The organism is Cellulosilyticum sp. ST5, assembly GCF_046529625.1.
Taxonomy (GTDB): Bacteria; Bacillota; Clostridia; order Lachnospirales; family Cellulosilyticaceae; genus Cellulosilyticum; species Cellulosilyticum lentocellum.
This window is the reverse complement of the sequence record NZ_CP132338.1, coordinates 2,079,369-2,103,073: the sequence shown is the minus strand read 5'-3', so window position 1 is coordinate 2,103,073 and position 23,705 is coordinate 2,079,369. Positions and strand designations below refer to the sequence as shown.

Annotated in this window: 23 protein-coding genes; 20 read left to right on the top strand and 3 right to left on the bottom strand. The window is 34.4% G+C overall.

The window, feature by feature from the left end; genetic code table 11:
* Positions 1–52 precede the first annotated feature (52 nt).
* Positions 53–475: a hypothetical protein gene (locus tag QTL86_RS10210; protein WP_410497123.1), complete on the top strand. Its 423-nt coding sequence runs from the start codon at positions 53–55 to the stop codon at positions 473–475.
* Positions 476–592: 117 nt separating this feature from the next.
* Positions 593–1,483: a RimK family alpha-L-glutamate ligase gene (locus QTL86_RS10205; protein WP_410497122.1), complete on the top strand. Its 891-nt coding sequence runs from the start codon at positions 593–595 to the stop codon at positions 1,481–1,483.
* A gap of 152 nt (positions 1,484–1,635) precedes the next feature.
* Here QTL86_RS10205 and QTL86_RS10200 read toward each other — a convergent pair whose 3' ends face one another.
* Both QTL86_RS10200 and QTL86_RS10195 read right to left on the bottom strand, forming a co-directional pair.
* The gene (locus QTL86_RS10200; protein ID WP_127066151.1) at positions 1,636–2,814 is read right to left on the bottom strand and encodes a PLP-dependent aminotransferase family protein; all 1,179 of its coding nucleotides are present in this window, start codon (positions 2,812–2,814) and stop codon (positions 1,636–1,638) included.
* A gap of 19 nt (positions 2,815–2,833) precedes the next feature.
* Positions 2,834–3,190 carry an ArsR/SmtB family transcription factor gene (locus QTL86_RS10195; RefSeq protein WP_013656483.1) on the bottom strand — a complete coding sequence of 119 codons (357 nt, stop codon included), beginning with the start codon at positions 3,188–3,190 and terminating at the stop codon, positions 2,834–2,836.
* A gap of 237 nt (positions 3,191–3,427) precedes the next feature.
* Between QTL86_RS10195 and QTL86_RS10190 the strand changes: the two genes are divergently transcribed.
* From QTL86_RS10190 to QTL86_RS10130, 13 genes are all read left to right on the top strand, one after another.
* Positions 3,428–3,601, top strand: a complete 174-nt coding sequence (locus QTL86_RS10190; RefSeq protein ID WP_013656484.1) for a hypothetical protein — start codon at positions 3,428–3,430, stop codon at positions 3,599–3,601.
* A complete protein-coding gene (locus QTL86_RS10185; protein WP_127066152.1) occupies positions 3,591–4,976 on the top strand; it encodes a tetratricopeptide repeat protein in 1,386 nt (461 codons plus the stop codon). The genes QTL86_RS10190 and QTL86_RS10185 overlap by 11 nt, the downstream gene beginning before the upstream one ends.
* Before the next feature lie 201 nt (positions 4,977–5,177).
* Positions 5,178–5,519 (top strand): anti-sigma factor antagonist, encoded by a 342-nt coding sequence (locus QTL86_RS10180; RefSeq protein ID WP_013656486.1) that lies wholly within the window; start codon positions 5,178–5,180, stop codon positions 5,517–5,519.
* Positions 5,520–5,543: 24 nt separating this feature from the next.
* Positions 5,544–5,972, top strand: a complete 429-nt coding sequence (gene spoIIAB / locus QTL86_RS10175) for an anti-sigma F factor (RefSeq protein WP_013656487.1) — start codon at positions 5,544–5,546, stop codon at positions 5,970–5,972.
* A 23-nt stretch (positions 5,973–5,995) separates the two neighbouring features.
* Positions 5,996–6,715: an RNA polymerase sporulation sigma factor SigF gene (gene sigF / locus QTL86_RS10170; protein WP_127066153.1), complete on the top strand. Its 720-nt coding sequence runs from the start codon at positions 5,996–5,998 to the stop codon at positions 6,713–6,715.
* A gap of 364 nt (positions 6,716–7,079) precedes the next feature.
* Entirely contained in the window at positions 7,080–10,796 is a 3,717-nt protein-coding gene (locus QTL86_RS10165) for a phosphoribosylformylglycinamidine synthase (RefSeq protein ID WP_410497121.1), read from the top strand.
* A gap of 120 nt (positions 10,797–10,916) precedes the next feature.
* A complete protein-coding gene (purE, locus tag QTL86_RS10160) occupies positions 10,917–11,405 on the top strand; it encodes a 5-(carboxyamino)imidazole ribonucleotide mutase (RefSeq protein WP_013656490.1) in 489 nt (162 codons plus the stop codon).
* Positions 11,406–11,530: 125 nt separating this feature from the next.
* A complete protein-coding gene (purC, locus tag QTL86_RS10155; protein WP_013656491.1) occupies positions 11,531–12,235 on the top strand; it encodes a phosphoribosylaminoimidazolesuccinocarboxamide synthase in 705 nt (234 codons plus the stop codon).
* 15 nt (positions 12,236–12,250) lie between these two features.
* On the top strand, positions 12,251–13,648 hold the full coding sequence (gene purF, locus QTL86_RS10150) for an amidophosphoribosyltransferase (protein ID WP_127066156.1): 1,398 nt from the start codon (positions 12,251–12,253) through the stop codon (positions 13,646–13,648).
* Between the two features lie 134 nt (positions 13,649–13,782).
* Positions 13,783–14,826, top strand: coding sequence for a phosphoribosylformylglycinamidine cyclo-ligase (gene purM, locus QTL86_RS10145; protein WP_127066157.1), 1,044 nt, complete (start codon positions 13,783–13,785; stop codon positions 14,824–14,826).
* Positions 14,814–15,395, top strand: a complete 582-nt coding sequence (gene purN / locus QTL86_RS10140) for a phosphoribosylglycinamide formyltransferase (RefSeq protein ID WP_127066158.1) — start codon at positions 14,814–14,816, stop codon at positions 15,393–15,395. Before purM ends, purN begins: the two co-directional genes overlap by 13 nt.
* Positions 15,396–15,398: 3 nt before the next feature.
* Positions 15,399–16,652 carry a phosphoribosylamine--glycine ligase gene (gene purD / locus QTL86_RS10135; protein WP_410497120.1) on the top strand — a complete coding sequence of 418 codons (1,254 nt, stop codon included), beginning with the start codon at positions 15,399–15,401 and terminating at the stop codon, positions 16,650–16,652.
* Positions 16,653–16,873: 221 nt separating this feature from the next.
* Positions 16,874–17,782, top strand: coding sequence for an NlpC/P60 family protein (locus tag QTL86_RS10130; RefSeq protein ID WP_190283568.1), 909 nt, complete (start codon positions 16,874–16,876; stop codon positions 17,780–17,782).
* 306 nt (positions 17,783–18,088) lie between these two features.
* On the opposite strand, the gene QTL86_RS10125 is transcribed toward QTL86_RS10130, so the two are convergent.
* Positions 18,089–19,528, bottom strand: coding sequence for a PLP-dependent aminotransferase family protein (locus tag QTL86_RS10125; RefSeq protein WP_127066185.1), 1,440 nt, complete (start codon positions 19,526–19,528; stop codon positions 18,089–18,091).
* A 142-nt stretch (positions 19,529–19,670) separates the two neighbouring features.
* On the opposite strand from QTL86_RS10125, the gene QTL86_RS10120 reads away from it, so the two are divergent.
* Genes QTL86_RS10120 through QTL86_RS10100 form a run of 5 tightly spaced genes read left to right on the top strand, consistent with a single transcriptional unit; the run spans position 19,671 to position 23,522 of the window.
* On the top strand, positions 19,671–20,585 hold the full coding sequence (locus QTL86_RS10120) for a PLP-dependent cysteine synthase family protein (RefSeq protein ID WP_127066186.1): 915 nt from the start codon (positions 19,671–19,673) through the stop codon (positions 20,583–20,585).
* A gap of 58 nt (positions 20,586–20,643) precedes the next feature.
* Positions 20,644–21,624: a serine O-acetyltransferase gene (locus QTL86_RS10115; protein WP_243118657.1), complete on the top strand. Its 981-nt coding sequence runs from the start codon at positions 20,644–20,646 to the stop codon at positions 21,622–21,624.
* A 29-nt stretch (positions 21,625–21,653) separates the two neighbouring features.
* Positions 21,654–22,388 (top strand): AzlC family ABC transporter permease, encoded by a 735-nt coding sequence (locus QTL86_RS10110; RefSeq protein ID WP_013656532.1) that lies wholly within the window; start codon positions 21,654–21,656, stop codon positions 22,386–22,388.
* 47 nt (positions 22,389–22,435) lie between these two features.
* A complete protein-coding gene (locus QTL86_RS10105) occupies positions 22,436–22,747 on the top strand; it encodes an AzlD domain-containing protein (protein ID WP_410497119.1) in 312 nt (103 codons plus the stop codon).
* 10 nt (positions 22,748–22,757) lie between these two features.
* Complete coding sequence (locus QTL86_RS10100; RefSeq protein ID WP_127066188.1) at positions 22,758–23,522, top strand: alanyl-tRNA editing protein; 765 nt, start codon at positions 22,758–22,760, stop codon at positions 23,520–23,522.
* Positions 23,523–23,705: the final 183 nt, after the last annotated feature.

Genomic DNA, 23,705 nt, shown 5'->3' with positions numbered 1-23,705 from the left:
GTGCTATAATTGTAAAGATGGAAAATTTAGATAAATAGGAGGGGGTAAGCATTTGGGTGTATTTTTAATAGGTGCTATTATTTTTGCTATAGGGGTAGCAATTTTAGTAGGTTTTAGTTTAGTAAGAAACTTAAAACAGAAAAAAAGCAATAACAATGTAAGTATGCATTATCAGCATAGTTCACTAGAATATATAGAGCCATGGAAAGAAGAAAAAGAAGTTGTTTCCTCGGAAAAGATTAAGTTACTTAAAGAAAAGGAATTAGAAAAGAAAGCGAAAGAAGAAACTAGAAGTAAAGAACAAGAAAAGCAAACCTATAAAGAACAAGAAAGAGGCAAAATGAGTGAAGTATTACAATCACTTGAAGAAGTTAGACCAGGAGAAGTACAAAGAAATGGGCAAGAACAGTTTAATTTGCGAAAAGATGAACAGCCTACTATTAAGTCTGATGAAGATGGGAAATGGTGGGTTTAATCATATGAATTTCTCTTAAAGGTGCCAGCGGCAGTTTATCACGCTAGGCACTTTTTATTAGTTATAAAATAGCTTAAAATAGAGGAAGAAAGTGACGTGAATGGAGGGAATAACATAATGACTGGAATAACAGGTTGGTTGATAGTGAATGGATCACTTAAAACGGACACATTTATGGAGATGGTAGATCATTATAAAAAGGCGGCTGCTCAAGTAGAATTAGGACTAGAACTGATTTTTAATAATGAACTCATAATAGGAGTAGGAGACGATCAGCTGTTTTTAAAAGGTGCTAAGCCTAGTCAGCTTCCTAAATTCGTCTTATTTCTAGATAAGGATATAAGGCTTGCCATGCAATTAGAGCAACTTGGAGTAAGGGTATTTAATAGTGCAAGGGTAATAGAAATTTGTGATGATAAAGCAAAGACCTTTCAGTATTTAGCAGGTAAGGGGATTCATATGCCTAATACCATTATGGCACCTTTAATGTTCAGGGGAGTAGAGAAGGAGGAAGAGTATCTCTTACAGGTAGAAAAAATATTAGGTTATCCCATGGTAGTTAAAGAATGCTATGGTTCTTTTGGAGAACAAGTTTACTTAGTGACAAATAGAGAAGAGTTGGCAGCTAAGAGAAAAGAATTAATAACAGTACCTCATTTATATCAGCAATATATTGGCTATAGCAAAGGGAAGGATATAAGAATTTATATAGTAGGAAATGAAATAGTAGCAACGATGTTAAGGACCTCTGAAACAGATTTTAGAGCCAACATTAATAATGGTGGTATAGGAGTAGCTTATGAGCCACCTACTGCTTTTAATCTGTTGGCATTAGAGGTAAGTAAAGCTTTAGGAGCAGACTTCCTAGGGATTGATTTGCTTTTTGAAGATGAGGAGACGCCTATATTATGTGAAGTTAATTCCAATGCACATATTAAGGCTATTCAAAGTTGTACAGGTGTTAACGTAGCAGAGAAGATTATAAGTCATATAATAGCACAGTTATAATCAGGTGATAGATGGCTAGGCATATTAAAAAAGTAGGCTTAATTTAGTGATATAAACGAATAGTTAACTTGTGTAAGCCAGATTGTTGTAATAAGTGGAAGCAATATAAAAGGAAGAGGTATTACTTTTGAGTAATCCTCTTCCTTTTATATTTATCTGTTTTTAATGACTTTAGATAAGCGTTTAATACCTTCTTCAATCGTTTCACTATCTGAATTAGTATAGTTTAGGCGGAAGGTACGAGAAGTAAGTTCTTCTGTATAAAATGGCTCACCAGGAACAAAAGCAACATTTTCTTTAGAAGCTAAGTCAAATAACTCTAAAGAAGACGTTCCTTCTGGCAAGGTAGCCCATAAAAACATACCACCCTCAGGAATAGTGATTTGAATATTGCCAGGGAAATACGTTTTAATAGCGTTTACCATAGCTGAGCTTTGTTCTTTATAAAGTGACTTGATTTTACGAATATGTTCATCTAAATCGTTGTGGGCAAGATAGTCAGAAATCACACATTGTGAGAAGAAATTTGTATGTAGATCAGAAGCCTGTTTCGCAATAATAAGCTTATCCATAAGCTTACTGTCTTTTGTACAAATCCAGCCAATACGCATACCTGGCGTAACAATTTTTGAAAATGAACCTAATAAAATGCTATGTTCTAATCCGTGGGAACCAATATAAGGTAAATCTTCTCCTGAAAAACGAAGTTCACCGTAAGGGTCATCTTCAATAAGATAAGTCGAAGTTGTTTTAAGTAATTTACAAATCGCTTCACGTTTTTCTTTACTGTAGGTAAGACCTGTAGGATTTTGAAAGTTAGGTACAGTGTAAAGTAATTTAGGAGCATAAGCTTTAAGTGCTACTTCTAAAGATTGTATGTCTAAGCCATCTTCTAATAAGTTAATACCATGAAATTGAGGTTCATAAAGTGATAAGGCTTGAATGGTACCTAAGTAACCAGGTTTCTCAATGAGGACGTGGTCATCTTTATTGATTAAAGCCTTGCCAATAAGGTCAAGAGCTTGTTGAGAACCACTGGTGATTAAGATATCACTAGGACTTACTTCTAAACCAAAACGTTTTTTATAACGTGTGGCAATTTGCTCACGTAAAGGTAAGTAACCTTCTGTAGTAGCATATTGAAAAGCATTACTGCCATTTTCATCTACCACTCTGTTCATAGAAGTTTTAAGTGCTTCTATAGGAAAAGAAATAGGATTTGGAAGTCCACCTGCAAAAGAAATGACCTCTTTATTTTGGGTAACTTTAAGAATTTCTCTAATAAAAGATTTTTTGGTATTTAAAATACGATTTGAAAACATTTCACTCATGTGTATCCCACCTTTAGTTTTATTCATTGATATGTTCAAGGCCTGTATTTAAAATCGCCGTTACATGTGAGTCGGCTAAAGAATAATAAACAACTTTTCCCTCTTTACGTGGTTTGACGAGATTATAGGCCTTTAAAACACGTAGTTGATGTGAAATAGCTGAATGTGTCATGTTTAAGCAAGCAGCGAGGTCGCAAACACACATCTCAGAACATTTCAGAGCATTTAAAATTTTAATACGAGTAGCATCGCCAAAAATCTTAAAAAGTTCAGCTAAGCTACTAGTTGTATCAGCGGGGAGCATCGCTTTATAAGCAGCTTGTACAACATCTTGATGAATGACGGTACAGGTACAAGTATCTATCTTTTGGGACATTGTGGACACCTCTTTTATGTGAAGACACATTATTTTAATATTTAGGGTACATAGTTTTTAAGAAACTGTCAAGTCACAAGGCTTAAAACATTAATAATGAGAAAGCAAAAAACTTTAAAAAATATAGTAGAATTGAACGATTTATATTGATAAACTAAATGGTAAGTTGTACTATGAAATAAGAATAATTGACAATATTTATATAAATTTTATTTTTAGAGGGAAAGAGGGGGAAAAATGATTAATTTTGAAAAAGAATTAGAGAAATTTAGACCTATCCTTAATGTAAATCGTATTGAGGAGCGCATTAGCCAAGAAGATATGATGGATATGATAGATATATTTAAGTTTTTTGATAATGACATTTATAATGAAGCAAGTGCCTTAAGAGAGATGAAGGATGGGGAATAAGATGATGGAGTATGTATGTCCATATTGTGGAAATAAAGCAAAGCATGACGTTTATTGCCATACCTGCCACCGCAAAATAGACTGGGTCAAAGAAATCTGGGAGAGAAGCATAGCTTACTATAATAGAGGTTATTATGCAGCAGAAGAAAAGAATTTGACTTTAGCAATAGATTATTTACAGAAAGCACTTCATCTTAATAAATATAATACGGAAGCAAGGAATTTATTGGGGCTTATTTATTTTGAAGTGGGAAGAGTAGGAGAAGCATTAAAAGAGTGGATTATAAGTCATTCCTTAAATAAGGAAGATGAAGTATCTACGCACTATATTAATGAAATTCAGAAATCACCTAAACAGCTAGTTAGTTATAAGGAAGTGATTCATTTATATAATAAAGCTTTGGAGTATTTAAAGCAAAAAAACACTGATGTAGCCATTATTAGATTAAAGAAGGCAGTAGGTGTCAATCCTAATTTTGTAGAAGCAAAGGTTTTATTAGGTTTATGTTATATGCAAGATAAGCAATTTTACAAAGCAAATGAACAAATAAAAGGTGCACTAAAGATAGATAGTGGACATCAAAAGGCATTAAGATATTTTAAGGCATTGAGCGGTGAAGACACTTCTACAGTTCAGCCTTATGAGCTAGAATACATTCCAACTAACCAGTCTCATAAAAAAGTAAAGCCAGTCCGTGTTATTGATCGTAGTATATCTTTAAGGTATTCAGTGCTTTATTTTATTATAGGGCTTATAGCTATGTTTGTGATTTATCATTTCCTCATACATCCTAATCAAGTAAAGTCCTATGAACAAGAAATTACAAGACTTACTAATAAGCAAGATGAGTTAAGTGATGAACTTAATCAAATTATTAAAGATACTAACTTAAAAGCTGCTACTTTAGAAGCTGATAATACAAAATTAAAAACACAGACACAAGAATATGAAAAGCAACTAGGTGCTTATGTACAAAAGGATAAGCTAGTTACAGCAAAAACACATATAGAGGAAAGAATGTATGTTGAAGCAGCAGAAGCTTTATATAATATTGCACCTTCTTTATTAGATGAAGAAAGTAAAATGACTTATGAGGCTCTTAAAGAAGCTTGTTATGAAAAGGCAGCAGCGGAACTGTATAACGAGGGATATCAATTACTTAATGGAGAAGATTATGCAGGGGCTAAAGGAAAATTAGAAGCTGCCCTTATATATGACGGGACTTCACAAACAGCTAGAAGAAGTTTATATTACTTAGGGGAAACAGAAGAGAAACTAGGGAATATAACAGAGGCACAAAATTACTATAACAAAGTGATCACAGAATTTCCTGATACTTATGAAGCAAGACGTGCAAAAGAAAGGATTCAATAATTAGTTTTAAAGTACTAAGCCATAAAGTTACGATTGATGATAGTGGCAAAATGGTTACGAATAGGAATATAAATACATAAAAATGCCACTAATCATAAAAATGCATGATATTAGTTAATAATTGGAAAATGATTGACAATTATTGGAAAAGGCGCTATTCTTATAAGAGATTAAAGATAAGGAGGCGCGAGGACATTGCGAATGGAATTTATTATGGTGGAGCGAACATTAGTGGTTGTCTTAGAAGGGGAGATTGACCACCATACTTGTGTTGAAATTAGACGCGAGGTAGATAGGGAATATCAAAAAAATAGAGCAAAAGATTTACTTTTTGATTTTGAAAAAGTGAATTTTATGGATAGTTCAGGTATAGGTATGCTTATGGGAAGGTATAGAAGTGTGGCTATATGTGGGGGAAGTATTGGATTATACAACGTTTCAAGAGAAGCAGGAAGAATACTCAGTATGTCAGGTATTTATAAATTAATGAAAACTTATAATAGTAAACAAGAAGCACTGGAAGCATTAGCAGCTTTTGCTTAAGAGAAGCATGAGGGGGACAAAAAAGTGCCAAAGAAAAATCAAATGCAAATACAATTTGCAAGTAGTTCTATTAATGAAGGTTTTGCTAGGGTAGCTATTAGTTCGTTTGTTTCTCAATTAGATCCAACAATTGAGGAACTTTATGACATTAAAATGGCCGTTTCAGAAGCTGTTACAAATTGTATTATTCATGGTTATAGTAATAAAGAAGATGGCTTAATTACCATTAGATGTGCTTATGAAGAACGCACTGTAGAAATAGAAGTTGTGGATGAGGGGAAAGGCATACCGAATGTAGATGATGCTATGACAGCACTTTATACTACTTCATTAGAAGAGGAAAGAGCAGGTCTAGGCTTTACGGTAATGCAATCCATGATGGATGAGGTCGAGGTATTCTCACAAATGGGCAAAGGAACAAGTGTAAAAATGAAAAGATCTCTCGCGGTCTAAGCCCGAGGTAAAGGTGGGATAATATGGATCATACCTTAGAACTCATACAACGTGCACAACAAGGTGATGAAATAGCCAAAAACATATTAGTACAAGAGAATCTAGGACTAGTTTGGAGTTTAGTAAGAAGATTTAGTAATCGTGGTTATGATATGGAGGACTTATTTCAAATAGGGAGTATTGGACTTTTAAAAAGTATTGATAAGTTTGATTTAAGCTTTAATGTTAAATTCTCTACCTATGCAGTGCCTATGATTGTAGGAGAGATTAAACGTTTTTTAAGGGATGACGGCATGATTAAGGTAAGTCGTTCTCTAAAGGAAACAGCTTATAAAGTAAGAATTCTAAAGGATGAGCTAATAAGGGAACTCAATAGAGAACCAACGATTAGTGAAATTGCAGCCGGCTTAGATTTACAAGTTGAAGAAGTGGTAGAGGCTTTAGAGTCAAATGCAGAGGTAGAATCTTTAAATGCTGTTATTTATCAAGGAGATGGCAAGCCTATTACGTTATCGGATAAAATCGATGAGGTGCCAACACTCCAAAATAGCTTAGTAGACAAAATGATTCTGACAGAGCTCATAGAAAGGCTACTACCCATTGAAAGAGAGATTATTCATATGCGATATTTTGAAGACCGTACGCAAACAGAAATTGCTAGTGCCTTAGATATATCCCAAGTTCAAGTGTCGCGAATTGAAAAACGTATTTTAAAGAAAATGCGAGAAATGTTAGGAAGCTAAAGCTTAGCTCTCTATAAAAATAAGAAATAAAAAGGCTAGATGAAGATAAGTTGCGCTGAAGCAACACTTGGTCTAGCTTTTATTTTGCGTATAAAAAAGACATGTTACAACTGATAAAACCGAACAACAAATAAAGAGCTAGAATGAAAACGTTCGGTAAAATGCCTGGATAAGGGAAGTATAACCGAGAAAGAAATTAAAAAATATAGGATTAAATGTTAAAAATATCCAAAAAGCGAGAGGCATGTCGAACGATAAATAAAACTTAAACTATATTGTTCGATAAAATGATTGACGCTATTCTTAAATTATGATACGCTTACAATAGCTAATTAAGGTTAATTCATACGAAAGGGGAACCACGATGAGTGTTTTCAGAGTATATGTAGAGAAGAAGAATGGTTTTGATGTAGAAGCGAAGCGTATGGAGAGCGAGTTAAAAGAGTTTTTACATATAAAAGCTGTTAAGGGAGTAAGAATTTTAAACAGATATGATATTGAGCATATTACAAACGAGGTTTATGAAAAAGCATTAAACACGATTTTTTCAGAACCTCAATCAGATACATTAGTAGAGGAACTGGCGTTAACAAGTGGCAAGGCTTTTGCTGTAAGTTATTTAAGAGGACAATATGATCAAAGAGCAGACTCTTGTGAGCAATGTATTCGTATTATTGATAGCACCCTTAAACCTACTGTGAGAACAGCCAGAGTTTACATTGTGGATGGCGAATTAACAAACGAAGAATTATTAAAGATTAAAAAGCATGTGATTAACCCTGTAGAAGCTGAAGAAGTTTCTTTAGAGCCAGTAGCAAGTTTAGATATGACTTATCCTGTTCCAGAGGATGTCAAGGTATTAGTAGATTTTATTAATATGGATGAAGTAGCTTTAGAAAACTTTAGAAAAGAACAAGGCTTAGCAATGAATTTGGATGACCTTATTTATTTCCAAGGTTATTTTAAAGGGATTAATAGAAATCCAAGCTTTACAGAATTAAAAGTAGTTGATACCTATTGGTCAGATCACTGTCGTCATACAACTTTTATGACGGAGCTTACTAAGATAGAGGTTGAAGAAGGTGAATATGCAGCACCTATTAAAGCAGCTTTAGATGAATACTATGGTATGCGTGAAGAACTAGGACGTAATCATAAAAAAGTATCTCTTATGGATATGGCAACCATTATTGTAAAACATCTTAAAGCACAAGGTGGCTTAAAAGAATTATTCGAGACAGCGGAAATCAATGCTTGTACAATTGTAGATAACATTAAGGTAGATGGTAAAGATGAAGAATACCTTATCTTATTTAAAAATGAAACACATAATCACCCAACTGAAATCGAACCTTTCGGTGGTGCAGCAACATGTCTTGGTGGTGCTATTCGTGATCCACTTTCAGGACGTAGCTATGTTTATCAAGCTATGCGTGTAACGGGTGCAGCTGATCCTAATGAATCATTAGAAAATACAATGGCTGGTAAATTACCACAACGTGTGATTACAAAAACAGCTGCCAATGGTTATAGTGCCTATGGTAACCAAATAGGACTTGCAACAGGTGAAGTTAAAGAATATTATCACCAAGGATATAAAGCAAAACGTCTTGAAGTAGGAGCTGTAGTAGGAGCAGTTAAACGCTCACATGTAAAGCATGAAGAACCAGTCCCAGGCAATGTGATTTTACTTTTAGGTGGCGCAACCGGTCGTGATGGTTGTGGTGGTGCAACAGGTTCTTCTAAAGAGCATACAGAAGAATCACTACATACTTGTGGTTCTGAGGTACAAAAAGGTAATCCAGTAGAAGAAAGAAAACTTCAAAGATTATTTAGAAACCCAGAATTTTCAAAACGAATTATTCGTTGTAATGATTTTGGTGCAGGTGGTGTGTGTGTAGCAATCGGTGAAATCGCTGAAGGGCTTCGTATTAACCTTGACCTTGTACCAGTTAAATATATGGGACTTGATGCAACAGAACTTGCTATTTCTGAGTCTCAAGAAAGAATGGCAATTGCCATTGATAAAAATGATTTAGAGTTGATGATTAATCTAGCTAATAAAGAAAACTTAAATGCAGTTTGTGTAGCAGAGGTAACAAAGGAAAAACGTCTTGTAATGACTTGGAGGAACAAAGAAGTTGTTAATATTGATAGAAGTTTCTTAGACAGCGCAGGTGTAACGCAGCAAAGAGAAGCAAAAGTAACAGCTCCTGAAATTGAAATTGAAGTGAAGAAACTTTCAAAAGATAACATACTTGCTACCTTAAAAGACTTAAATGTAGGCCTCCAAAAAGGGTTAGGGATGCAGTTTGATGGTACCATTGGAGCAGGTTCAGTACTTATGCCATATGGCGGTAAAAACCAATTAACAAAAGAAAATGGTATGGTGGCTAAAGTGCCTTTAGTAAAAGGTGAAACAACAGCAGCAACCTTTATGACACATGGATTTGATCCATATCTTTCAGAAAAATCACCATTCCACGGTGCTCTTTATGCAGTAGTAGAAAGTATTGCAAAAATTGTAGCATTAGGTGCAGATTACAAGAAGACTTACCTTTCTTTCCAGGAATACTTTGAGAGATTAAATGGTGAAACGAGCTGGGGTAAACCAGTAGCAGCACTTCTTGGCGCATTAAAAGCTCAAAAAGAATTAGGGCTTGCAGCAATTGGTGGTAAAGATAGTATGTCTGGTACTTTTGAAAATATCAGCGTTCCTCCAACACTTATTTCTTTTACCTGTAACTTAGGAGACGCTAAAGAATGTGTAAGTGGTAGCTTAAAAGCAGAAGGTAATCGTCTTGTTTATATTGCTATTCCAAAAGATAATGTTTACATGCCAGACTTTAGTATAATGCATGAAGCTTATAGTAAGATTTATGAACTTGTTAAAGCGGATAAAGTACAAAGTGCCTATGCTATTGGTGCTGGAGGAGTAGTAGCTGCACTTAGTCAAATGGCTATTGGTAATGAAATCGGAGTAAAAGTAGAATTACCACCAGAAATAGCACCATTTGTAGCATCCTATGGAGATATTGTATTAGAAGTAGCACCAGAAGTAGCAGCAAGCTTAAAAGAAGATTACGTTACTGTCATTGGTGAAACTGTAACAGAAAAAGTAGTAACTATAGATGAAGTGACTTTAGAAATCAGTGAAATCATTAAAGCTATGTTAGCACCAACGGCTAATGTCTTTACTCAAAAAGTAGATAGTCCATTAGCAGCAACAGATGCAACCTTCACTGGGGAGCGAAAAATCTATGTAGCTAAACAAAAAATCGCACAGCCGGAAGTACTTATTCCGGTATTCCCAGGGACTAACTGTGAAGTAGATACAAGACGTGCTTTTGAAAGAGCCGGCGCTAAGGTAAATGAAGTACTATTTATTAACCGTACAAACAGTGACATTGAAGATTCAATTGAACGTTTATATCAAGGTATTAAGTCGGCACAAATTATTGCTTTCCCAGGTGGGTTCTCAGCTGGTGATGAGCCAGATGGTAGTGGTAAGTTCATTGCTTCCACTTTTAGAAATGAAAGATTAAAAGAAGCCATTCATGAACACCTTTATACGCAAGATGGATTAATGTTAGGAATCTGTAATGGGTTCCAAGTACTTGTTAAATTAGGGTTATTACCATATGGTGAAATTAGAGAAATGGATGGAGAATGCCCAACATTAACCTTTAATACGATTGGTAAACATATTTCTCTTATGGCTAGAACAAAAATTACAAGTGTGCAATCTCCATGGCTTAACGGGGTTAGCTTAGGTGACCTTCATGAAATCCCACTTTCACATGGTGAAGGTCGTTTCGTAGCACCAGAAGCTATGTTGAAAGAGCTTATTGCTAAAGGTCAAGTATTTAGCCAATATGTAGATGAAAATGGTTTTGCAAGTCAAGATGGTAATGTCAATGTAAATGGTAGTATGCATAACATCGAGGGGATTATATCTGCTGATGGCCGTATTATAGGTAAGATGGGACATAGTGAACGTGTGGGTGAGTTTATTCATAAAAATATTCCAGGTAATAAAGAGCAAAATCTGTTTACATCTGGGGTGAATTACTTTAAATAAAAAACAAGCTATGTGAAGCGTAGTTTTAAATAGATGGTTTATGAAATAGCATAGAATAGATAGTTGGTTATATAGTCTAAAAAGATTAGATTACAAGAGAGTATAACTTAGGAGGTTATTATGAAAGTAGCTTTTGTTATGGGAAGTGACTCAGATCTTCCAGTTGTAGAAAAAGGTGTAAAAACAGTTAAGGATTTTGGCGTAGAGGTAGAGGTTAGAGTTATTTCGGCTCACCGCACACCTTATGCTGCTGAAGAATTTGCGAGAGATGCAGAGAAAAATGGCATTGGTGTCATTATTGCAGCAGCAGGTAAAGCGGCTCATTTAGGCGGTGTTATTGCTGCTTTTACGACATTGCCTGTTATTGGGCTTCCTATTAAGTCTAGTACTATGGATGGTCTTGATTCACTTTTATCAATGGTACAAATGCCTCCAGGTATTCCGGTAGCTACAGTGGCTATTGATGGTGCTGAGAATGCGGGGATTTTAGCTGTTCAAATGCTTGCTTTAAGTAGCCCAGAATTAAAAGAAAAGTTAGCGCTTCACAAGAAAAATATGGCGGAAAAAGTAGCAGAAAAGGATGCAGCAGTAAGCGCTAGATTCCAATAAATCAATTAAAAAAATAAATTCAAAAAAGAAGAATTAAAGAAGGAAGAGCGTGATAAGGGGATGAGTTAACTCATTCTTCCCTCTTGATTCTTAATTCTTCATTCAAAAAATGGAGGGAATTTAAAATGGAAAAAAGAGAGCAACTTTACGAAGGAAAAGCAAAAAAAGTATTTAAAACAGATGACGAAAGATATTACATTGTAAGTTATAAAGATGATGCAACAGCATTTAACGGTGAGAAAAAAGGAACAATCGTAGGTAAAGGTGTTGTTAATAACCGTATGAGCAACATTATGTGTCGTATGTTAGAACAAAATGGTATTGAAACACACTTAGTAGAAGAACTTAATGATAGAGAAACAGTTGTTAAGGCTGTAGAAATCGTACCATTAGAAGTTATCGTACGTAATGTAGCTGCTGGTTCATTCTCAAAACGTTTTGGAGTAGAAGAGGGAACAGTACTTAAAAATCCAACACTTGAATTCTGTTTAAAAGATGATGCTCTTGGTGATCCAATGATTAATGACTATCAAATCTTAGCACTTGATATTGCTACAGAAGAAGAGCTTAAAGTAATGAGTGAGATGACTTTCAAAATTAATGAACTTCTTAAAGCATATTTCTTAAAAATTGGTGTTAAACTCATTGACTTTAAAATCGAGCTTGGCCGTGTAGATGGCAAGATTATTCTAGCTGATGAAATTTCTCCAGACACATGCCGTTTCTGGGATGCTGAAACAAACAAAAAATTAGACAAAGACCGTTTCAGAAGAGATCTTGGCGGTGTAGAAGAAGTTTATGCAGAAATGCTCGCAAGAGTAACCAAATAATAGGGGAGCGGTCATATGAAGTTTTTACAAGATGATTCACTACATGAAGAATGTGGCGTAATTGGAGTTTATAGAGAAGAAAAAGATGCCTCAAGACTTGCGTATTATGGACTTTTTGCTCTTCAACATAGAGGGCAAGAGTGTGCAGGTATTGCAGTTAATTGTGAAGGGGACATTGAAGTTAGAAAAGGCATGGGACTTGTAGCAGATGTATTTGATGAAACAGCCCTTAACGAACTTCAAGGGAATATTGCTATTGGCCATGTACGCTACTCGACAGCAGGAGATAAAGATGTGAGAAATGCACAGCCTTTAGTAGCTAAATACAAAAAAGGTGATATCGGGCTTGCTCACAATGGAAACCTTGTAAATGCGGAAAACATTAGAGAGATTCTAGAAGATAGTGGTGTTATTTTTCATAGCACCACAGATACTGAATCTATTTTAAACTTGATTGCTAGATACAGTAATAAAGGCATTGAAACAGGGATTAAAAATACTATGAGTCTTTTAAAGGGTGCGTATGCCTTAGTTTTAACAACAGGAGAAGAACTTATTGGTATTCGTGACCCACACGGTCTTAGACCACTTTGCATTGGAAAACTTAAAGATGGATATGTATTAGCGTCTGAAAGTTGTGCACTAGATGTATTAGATGCGGAGTTTGTAAGAGACATAGAACCAGGAGAAATTGTGGTGATTAATAAGGAAGGGCTAAGAAGTATAGAGCCTTCTAATATGTGTCAAAAACATCTTTGTGTCTTTGAACTTATTTACTTTGCAAGACCTGACAGTGTCATTGATGGGGATAGTGTGTATGATTTCCGTGTGAATGCAGGAAAAATGTTAGCAAAACAGAAAAAGATTGAAGCAGATATGGTAATGCCGGTACCAGACTCAGGAGTACCATCAGCTATTGGATATGCTAAAGAATCAGGTATTCCTTATGGAGAAGGACTTGTAAAAAATAGATATATAGGAAGGACTTTCATCCAACCTACTCAAGAGATGAGAGAAAATGCAGTTAAGATTAAGCTTTCTCCACTTAAACAAAATCTTGAGGGTAAAAGAGTCATTATGATTGATGACTCGATTGTAAGGGGAACAACCTGTAAACGTATTGTAGAACAAGTGAGAAAAGCAGGCGCTAAAGAAATACATGTTTGTATTACTTCACCTCCAGTACAATATTCTTGTTATTTTGGGATTGATACACCTTATAGAGAATTTTTGATAGGAGCGCAAAAATCAGTCGATGAAATTTGTGAATACTTAGGAGCAGATTCTCTAACTTACTTAAGTGAAGATGGTCTTCGCGAAGTATGCAATCATAAGAGTCAATTCTGTAAAGCTTGTTTTAATGGTAAGTATCCAATGGAAGTACCTATTGGCACACCACCTTCACAATGTTAATAAAGAAAGTACCCTAGATTATCATCTGTCTAGGGTACATTCTGTTATAATAGTGAATGAAATACTTTTCTAAAAATGATAAAATATAAAAATAATAGCTATAGCGTGCTATGGCTGATATAGGAGGAAGAAAAATGTCTAATAGTAAAATCACATATAAAGATGCTGGGGTGGACGTTCACCGTGGATATGAAGCAGTAGCACAGATGAAAGAGCATGTTAAATCAACTTTTATCCCAGGGGTACTCACAGATATCGGAAGCTTTGGCGGTGCCTTTTCTCTTGGTGCTTTTGCAGGTATGAAAGAACCTGTACTTGTATCAGGAACAGACGGAGTTGGGACTAAATTAAAATTAGCTTTTGATATGGACAAACACGATACAATCGGTATCGATGCAGTAGCTATGTGTGTGAATGATATTATTTGTGGTGGCGCTGAGCCTTTATTCTTCTTAGACTACATTGCAACAGGACGTATTGCACCAGAACATATTGCAAGCATTGTAAAAGGTATTGCAGATGGTTGTAAAGAAAGCTTATGTGCCTTAGTTGGCGGTGAAACAGCAGAAATGCCAGGTTTTTATCCAGATGGTGAATATGATGTAGCTGGTTTTGCAGTAGGTATTGTAGATCGCCAAGAAATGATTGATGGCAGCACTATTAAAGCAGGAGATGTGATTATTGGACTTCCTTCAACAGGTGTACATAGTAATGGTTACTCGCTTGTTAGAAAATTAGTGGAAACAGCAGGTGTAGACCTTAAAGCCTATAGTGCAGAACTTGGTGAAACTTACGGTGAAGCACTGCTTAAACCAACTAAACTATATGTCAAAGCAGTCAAAGCAGCAAAAGCAGCAGCTAGAATTAAAGGGATTGCACATATCACAGGTGGCGGTTTCATCGAAAATGTACCACGTACACTTCCAGAGGGCGTAGATGCTAAAATCAATATCAATGTCATCGAAAAACCTCCTATTTATAAATTTTTAGAAGAAACCTCAAACCTTGAGGTTAATGAGCTTTATAATACTTTTAATATGGGTATTGGTATGATGTTAGTAGTTGATGCAGCTGACAGTGAAAAAGTATTAGCAGCACTTCATGAGGCAGATGAAAAAGCATTAGTTATCGGTGAAATCGTAGCAGGTAACAAGGGTGTGATTTTATGTCAAGATTAAGAATAGGTGTACTTGTATCAGGTGGTGGCACCAATTTGCAAAGCATTATAGATGCAGTAGAAAATGGCACGCTAGCAAGTGAGGTTGTCTGTGTTATTTCTAATAAAGCATCGGCTTATGGGCTTGAACGTGCTAGAAAACACAATATCCCCGCTTTTCATGTGGATCCAAAGAATGGTCATTATGATGAGGAGTTGCTGGCTTTATTATTAGAGCAAAAAGTAGACCTTGTGGTTTGCGCAGGATACTTAAAAATCATGGATGAAAAATTAGTAAATACCTTTAAAGGACGTATCATTAATATTCATCCTTCACTTCTTCCCAAATACGGGGGCATGGGTTATTTTGGCATTCATGTCCATGAAGCCGTAATTGCTGCAGGTGAAAAAGAAAGTGGTGCAACTGTTCATTATATTGACACAGGTGTAGATACAGGTGAAATTATTCTTCAACGTCAATTAGAGGTATTGGAAGACGATACACCAGAAAGTTTACAACAACGTATTTTAGCTGAAATTGAACACAAAATTTTGGTGGAAGCTATCAAACAGATAGAGGGGAGCAACTAAACCATGAAGATATTAATCGTAGGAAATGGTGGAAGAGAATCGGCCATTGCACATACAGTGAGACGTTTTCATCCAGAAGCTGAGATTTTTGTAGCACCAGGTAATGGGGGAACAGAAGATGCTTTTACAAATATTCCTATTAAAGTAGAGGAACTTGAAGTATTAGCTAACTTTGCAGAAGAAAAGCAAGTGGATCTTACTATTGTAGGACCAGAAGTACCACTTGTAATGGGTATTGTAGATGTTTTTGAAAAAAGAGGCTTAAATATCTTTGGACCTAATAAAGAATGTGCTCAATTTGAAGGAAGTAAACACTTTACAAAACAATTTTTAATTCGCAATGACATTCCAACAGCAGCATACGCTAGCTTTAAAAGCGATGCAGTAGAAGCTTGTATAGCAGAAGCCAAAAACTTTAGTTTACCAGTGGTTGTTAAAGCAGATGGCTTAGCAGCAGGAAAAGGTGTACTTATCTGTGAAACATACGAAGATGCAGAAGCTGCTATAAGAGAAATCTTTAGTGGTAAATTTGCTGAAGCAGGTAGTACTATCGTATTAGAAGAGTTCTTAACAGGAACAGAAGCCTCCCTTCTTTGCTTCGTAGATGGAGATAGTATTGTACCAATGGAAACAGCTAGAGACTACAAACGTGCTCTTGATAATGATAAAGGTCTCAACACAGGTGGTATGGGTGGCTTCTCACCAAATCCAATCATCACGGCAGAAGTTAAAGCCAATATTGATACACAAATCCTAGAGCCAATTATAAGTGGCTTCAAGAAAGAGAACCTTAAATTTAAAGGGGTGCTTTTCATCGGCTTAATGATCGAAAACAATATACCAAAAGTGCTAGAATTCAATGTACGCTTTGGCGATCCAGAAACTCAAAGTGTACTTCCAAGATTAAAAACAGATTTAATAGAAATCATGCAAGCTTGCATTGATGGTAACCTTGCAAATACACCAATTAAATGGGATGAAAGACAAAGCGTGACTTTAGTACTTGCTAGCAAAGGGTATCCAGAAACCTCTCATAAAGGCGATGTCATTACAGGTCTTGCTGATTTAAATAAAGATACTTATTTATTCCACGCAGGCACTAAAAAAGTAGATGGTACCATCCAAACAGATGGTGGACGTGTATTAGCTATTACAAGCTTAGGTGCTAGCTTAAGTGAAGCTAGAGCTACTATTTATGAAGAAGTGAAAAAGATTAACTTCGATGGTATGCAATACAGAAGCGATATAGCAAAATAAAAGGAATAGGTTTGAGCCTTACAATTACTTGATTTTCAAGAGTTGTGAGGCTTTTTATTTTGAATCAATTATTAGGAGGGTTTAATTAATAGCGCTATGTAGTTTTTACAGAAATACTCTTACAGAAATTGACATTTGTTTTAAAAAGATGTACAATGTCTGTAACAAAATGTAATAAATTGTTAATATATACAACTTATGGTACGAAAATGGAGGTTTTTATGTGGAATAGAAAGAAAATAACATTGATATTAGGAGCTAGCATGATGATGCTTCCTCAGTTTGCATTTGGTAAAACAGTAGGTACTGTTAATGCAAATGTTCTTAATGTGAGATCAAATCCTACAGCAACCTCATCTATTGTTAAGAAGGTTTATGCTAAAGAGTCAGTACAGATTGTTGATTTGGTAGGAACAAGTGATGTATGGTATAAAGTCGATATTCAAGGTACAAAAGCTTATATTAAAAGAGAATACCTAACACTCACAAAAGCTGATGGGACTGTTAAAGCAACAAGTTTAAATATAAGGAGCTATCCGGATACTCAAAAGTCAAAAATTATTGGAAGTTTGAAAAGCGGAACTAATGTTGAAGTTTTATATAAAGTTAATGACTTTTATAAGATTATGGTTAATGGCAGTGCCGGGTTTGTGTCGAGTCAATATATAGACTGTAAGTATGGAGCTTATATTAGTACCCAGCCACTCAGTAATGTTGGAGAGATTCCTGTATGGACAGGTGGCACAACAACCACTAATAGTTCAAAAGGTGAAAAAGTGGTTGATACAGCCATGAAGTATTTAGGAAACCCTTATGTATATGGTGGGAGTAGTCTAACAAATGGGACAGATTGCTCTGGTTTTACACAAAGTGTTATGAAAATTCATGGAGTAACGATTCCAAGGACCTCAATTGATCAAAGCAAAGTAGGAGCATTGATTGCTAAAGCAAACCTTCAAAAAGGAGATTTGTTATTCTTTGGAAGCAGTGCATCAGCCATTAGTCATTGTGGCATTTATATAGGAGATGGTAAGATGATTCATGCAAGTACACCATCAACAGGGATTATTATTTCAGGTGCCTATACATCTGGCAGTTTACCGCTTCAAGTGATTAGAAGAGTAATATAAAATATAAAAATGGAAATATTAAAATTTGGTGGTTTTTCTAAACTATGTGTCATAAAATGACTTTAGAATAAGTATAAAATAATAGGTCTCTCAAGATATTGCTAGTTAATGTCTTGAGAGATTTTTGCGTTAGTAATAAAATAGTACGTATTTTAAGTAATTGTAGTTAGTTAAGATGAGTTTTAGATATTGCAGTATTAAGAGGTCCGTATGAAAGACATCGAAGTGTTATTATAGACAAATTCATTAGATAAAAAATCAACCTGTAAGTTAAAAGAATACTACAAGTTGATTTAAACGGTGGCGTTAGCCATTATTGTTGCTATCAATCTGATTGTACCAAACAATAAGATTCTCTTTTAAAAGTGTAATACCTTTTTGAATCATTTCACAGGAAAGGTGGCTGTAGCCTAAAATAATACTGTTTTTTGGGTAATCTTTTCTTAGAGAGTGAATCCAAATAGGATAAATAGCAACACCGTTTTGATAAAGAAATTTTATTAGAGGCTCTGTAAATTCTACATGTTTAAACATAGCTATTAAATGTAACCCTGTTGATTCTCCTTGAATTGTTACGGAATTATCGAAGGTACTTAGTAGTGATTCAATAAGTGTATTATGGCGCTTAAAATATAACTTGCGCATTTTAAGTATGTGTTTGTTAAGGTACATATTATCTATAAATTTAGAAAGAAGCAGTTGATTAAGGGTGTTGGTGAAATAGTCACTTCTTTTTTTATATTCGCAAATGCAATCAACCAATTCATAAGGAAGAATCATGTAGCCTATACGAAGAGAAGGCGAGAGAATTTTACTAAAAGTACCTACATAAATGACACGATTAGGAGCCAAATCATATAAAGCAGAAACAGGAGATCCTAAATAATGGAATTCACTGTCATAGTCATCTTCTATAATATAGCAATTTTTTTCTTCAGCATATCTAATTAATTCAATTCTACGTTGAATAGAAAGTAGACCACCTAATGGGTATTGATGTGAAGGTGTCACAAATATAAATGAAGGATTAATATTTTCAGGAAGAAAAGCAGTAAGAATACCTTGTTCATCTACTGGAACACTATAATGATTGATGCAAGTGGTTTCAAAGGTTTTTCTGATTTCATAATGCAAAGGATCTTCAATGATATAGGAGGTATCTTGAGTCAGTAGAAGTTTAGATAGAAGAGAGAAGCTTTGAATGGACCCACTGGTAATAATAATTTGTGAGGGATCACAAATTAGGCCACGTGTTCGCTGGAGGTAGGTACAAATAGAGGTGCGTAATTCAGGAGTTCCTTGAGGCGTACCATAATCAAAGCAATTAGGCGATGTCTCTAAAGCAAGTTGAGATTCTAAAGTATACCATTTTTTTAGGGGGAACAAGTCTAGTGCAGGAATGCCTGAACGAAAATCTATGGTTTTTTCATTAGAAATAGAATTTTTTGAAAGTAGAGAAGATGAAAAGTTTTGAGAAGGAGTGGTTAGGGTGTTGTCTAATAAGATGCCTTCTGCAACAAAAGTACCAATAGAAGGTTTACTAATAATGTATCCTTCTAACAATAGTAAATTGTATGCCTCTAAAATCACATTTCGAGAAATATGTAAGAAGATAGCTAATTCTCTAGAGGAAGGTAGTTTATCACCTGATTTTAATTGACCATTTAATATTTTACTTCGTAATTGCTGATAAACTTGTCTAATTAGGGGAAGTTTTTTTGTTTTATCTATTTCTATCCAAATCATAGTTAGTATCCTTTCGTAAAAAGTTGGTTTATTCAACGTGGTACTAGAAAAAAAGTAAAATTGTGGTACTAAAATTAAATTTTAGTATATGTTATATTATATTAGAAAATTTGAAAAAATAAACTATACTAAGGGGAATTTTATGGAAAAAGAGTTTAGAAATACTGTTATAGACTATGTAGGAAACACGCCATTGATTCAATTAAGAAGAGTGGTGTCAGAAGATATGGCTGATGTGTATGTGAAATTAGAAGAATTTAATGCAGGGGGTAGCGTAAAAAGTAGGGTTGCAATTCAGATGATTAGAGAAGCCCAAGAAAAAGGGGTGTTAGTTCCTAACTCTAGGCAGACAATTATAGAGCCAACAGGTGGAAACACAGGAATAGGATTGGCTATGGCTGCGAGCATATTAGGTTATAATTTAATATTAGTTATTCCTGATAATTATAGTAAGGAAAAGATTAGGATGTTAGAAGCATATGGTGCGAAGGTATATTTATCAGATAGTAGTACAGGAAATGATTCACATATTAGATTAGTTAATGAAATATTAAATGAACATCCAGAGTATATATGGCTAGATCAGTTAAGTAATATGGGGAATGTAGAGGCACACTATAGGGGAACGGGAAAGGAAATTGTTAGTGCATTGGAACAAATAGATTGTTTTGTTGCAGGAATGGGAAGTAGTGGAACTATAAGTGGTGTTGGAAAAGCTATTAGGGAGAAGTTTAGTAATGCAAATATAGTAGTAGTACAGCCTAAAGGATGTCAATCTTTAGAAGGTAATTCAGTTCCTCATAAAATCCAGGGTCTTTCAATAGGAATGATACCACCTATTCTTCAAGGCGAGGTTATTGATAATGCCATTGATATAACTTATGAAGAGGCTAATGGAATGATGAAACAATTGGCATGTAAAGAAGGCTTACTTGTGGGGATTTCAGCAGGTGCTAATATTTGTATAGCATTAAAGTTTGCAAAAGAATTAGGAAGGGGAAAAGTAGTAGTTACAGTTGCACCGGATAGTGGGAGAAGTTATTTAGAACATTATTAATAGGAAATAAGTAGTTTATTGATGGGCACGATATAGGAATCAAAGGGGAAATAGACGAATGGACAAAAAAATTTATAAAATAATAAAAAAGCAAATAGAAAATTTATTTTATTTATATCTACCGAAAGAAGAATGGGATGATATCGGGATGATTACTGATATTAAAAAGCAAGTTATAGATGAAATATGTGTGCGTGTAGGAGATGATTTAATAGCACTAAGAGAAAAAGACCCTGCAGCAAATGAATTGGAGTATGTCTTTAATTCATATTTGAGTTTTAGAGCAGTTGTATATTATAGAATGGCTAATGCGATTTACTATGAAAAGACACTAGAAGAAATTAAGCGTAGACAAATCTCACGTTTAATTTCTGAAGAAGCTAAAGTAAAGACTCATGTAGAAATTCATCCCGCAGCTCAGATTGGAAAGAGATTTGTAATTGATCATGGTGTAGGTAGTGTGATTGGAGAAACTGCAATTATAGGAGATAACTGTTATTTGTTGCAAGGTGTAATTATTGGTTCTAGAAGGATAGCTAATAATAAGCCGGGGAAAAGACATCCTACAATAGGTAATAATGTTCAGATAGGTGGAGGTGCAAGAATATTAGGGCCTATAAATATTGGAGACGATGTCGTCATTAATCCTAATTGTGTTGTAACGACGAATATTCCTTCTCAGACTGTAGTCTCTATTTCTAATCAGATGCAAATTATGTATAACAAGGATAGGGAAAAGGTCTTAATTTATGGAGTAATACCTAAAAGTAACGATAAAATAGAAATACATGGGAGAAATTTAACTAAACCAAGGGTTTATTTGGTTGATGAAAATAATAGTATAATATTAGGTGTTCAGCTTGAGGTGACTACTATTGAAGATAGTGTAATATGCTTAACAATTAAATTTACTGAAGAAAAAAAGAGTCCAGAATGCAAGAAAATGAATATACGAATTGATTTTGAGGATGATTTTCAAATAATTATTATAGAGGCAGTGGCATTAGGAAGAGAGGGTTATAAAGAACAGATAGGATGATATTAAATATTAAAAGAGAGAGGTTTGCCATGAAGAAGTTAAATCAAAATAAGCAAATGTTTATATGGGGACTAAAAAAAGGCATACCTATATTAATAGGTTTTATACCTATATCAATTGCATTTTCGGTAATTGCTGTTCAAACAGGATTATCTAAGCTTGAATGCATTGTCATGTCAATAATGTTGTTAGCAGGAGCTAGTCAATTAATGGCAGTGAATATGTTATCTGTCGGTGCTGGAAGTTTAGAAATTATAATTGCTACATTAATTATTAATATTAGGCATTTAATTATGAGTACTTACATAATGAATCGATTAAAAAATGTACCTATATGGTTGCAATGGATATTGGCATTTGGCGTAACAGATGAAACCTTTGGAATTATGTCTATGGAAGAAGATAGCCATTGTAATCAATACTTTTTTGGTGGATTAGCATTAATAACATATGTTTCTTGGATTGGTGGAACCATATTGGGGACAGTTATCATAGATATTATTCCAACAAGTATTTGTTCAAGTATGTCTATTGCACTATATGCTATGTTCATTGGTTTGATTATGCCAAGTATTCATGAAGATTTTAAAGTTTTATATGTAGTACTTATCAGCATCTGTATCAATATATTATTAGGAATAATTATGAAGTCTAGCTGGGCAATTGTTTGTTCGACTATACTAGGTGGTGTTATAGGTGCCGAAATATTACGTGATACTAATGAAGAAGGGAAATACACTATGAGCAAAATCGACAAGGAATAAAAGGGATTTTACATAAATTAAAATTTGCTTCAAATGGAGGGAACTCAATGGATATACAAATAGTTTTTATAATAATAGGAATGTCTTTAGTAACATATATTCCAAGAGTACTGCCTGTAATGATATTAGATAAAATGCATATATCTCAGAAGTTAGAAGGTATTTTAAAAGCTATACCCTATGCAGCATTAGGAGCTTTGATATTTCCAAGCATTTTATCAGTAAATACAAATTATCCTATAATAGGTATAGTAGGTGGATGTGTAGCAGTCATACTTTCTTATGCTAAGCTAAATATAACATATACTATTTGCGGAACAGTAGCGGTAACTATTTTAATACAGTTATTTTTTATTTAAGGAGATATTAATGATAAAAACAGAAAAAATATATTATGATGATTTGTATTTAACAACATGTATTGCTACAGTAGTAGAAGTTAGTGAAATGGGTATTGTATGTGACCAAACGGTAGCTTTTCCAGAAGGAGGAGGACAACAGGCAGATAAAGGATGTTTTTTAATAGAAGATAATTTTAAGCAAAGCTTAAAAATTCTTTTTTTAAATGTAAAAAAAGGAGTAGGAGATGTTTTCTTGGAGCAAGACTTTCCAACTATATCTGTTAATACTCCTATTTATCATTATATAGAGGTTGAATATCTAAGATATTTTAAAGTAGGAATGAAAGTGAAGATTTGTATAGATGTAGAAAGGCGAGCTAGATTAACTATTTCACATACAGCTATTCACCTTGTGCTAATGGCAATTGATAGAGTAAGGAAAGGAATAATAACGTATGTTAAAGGGGCAGATATTAGGGAAGATTTAGCTAGGCTGGATTTTTTTATACATGATAAATTAAATGATGATGAGATAATGAAAATTACAGAATGTGTAAATGAACTTATTTTAAACGACTACAAAATAGAAACATATGCTCATGTTAAGCAAAAAGAAGCTGTTTACTGGAAATGCTTAGATTATGTATGTGCATGTGGAGGAACACACTTACCTTCTACCAAATATATTGGTAATGTGCGTATCACTAAGAAAAGTAAAGGAAAAAATCTACAAAGAATTACAATAGAATTCCCTAATCATGTGTTACCAATGGAATTATATCATAAAGATTAAGAAGGTTAAATTTTTATTAGGGATTCCACTTTTAGGGTACATATAATAGGTGTAAAAACATAACAAACAACTGCCATGGTATAATCACCACAGTATCAAATTGATGAACTGACCGGGCTTGGACTAAGGCTCAATCTGCCTTGCAGGTACCTCTAGCTCTAAGGAAAATGTTCGCTTGTACGC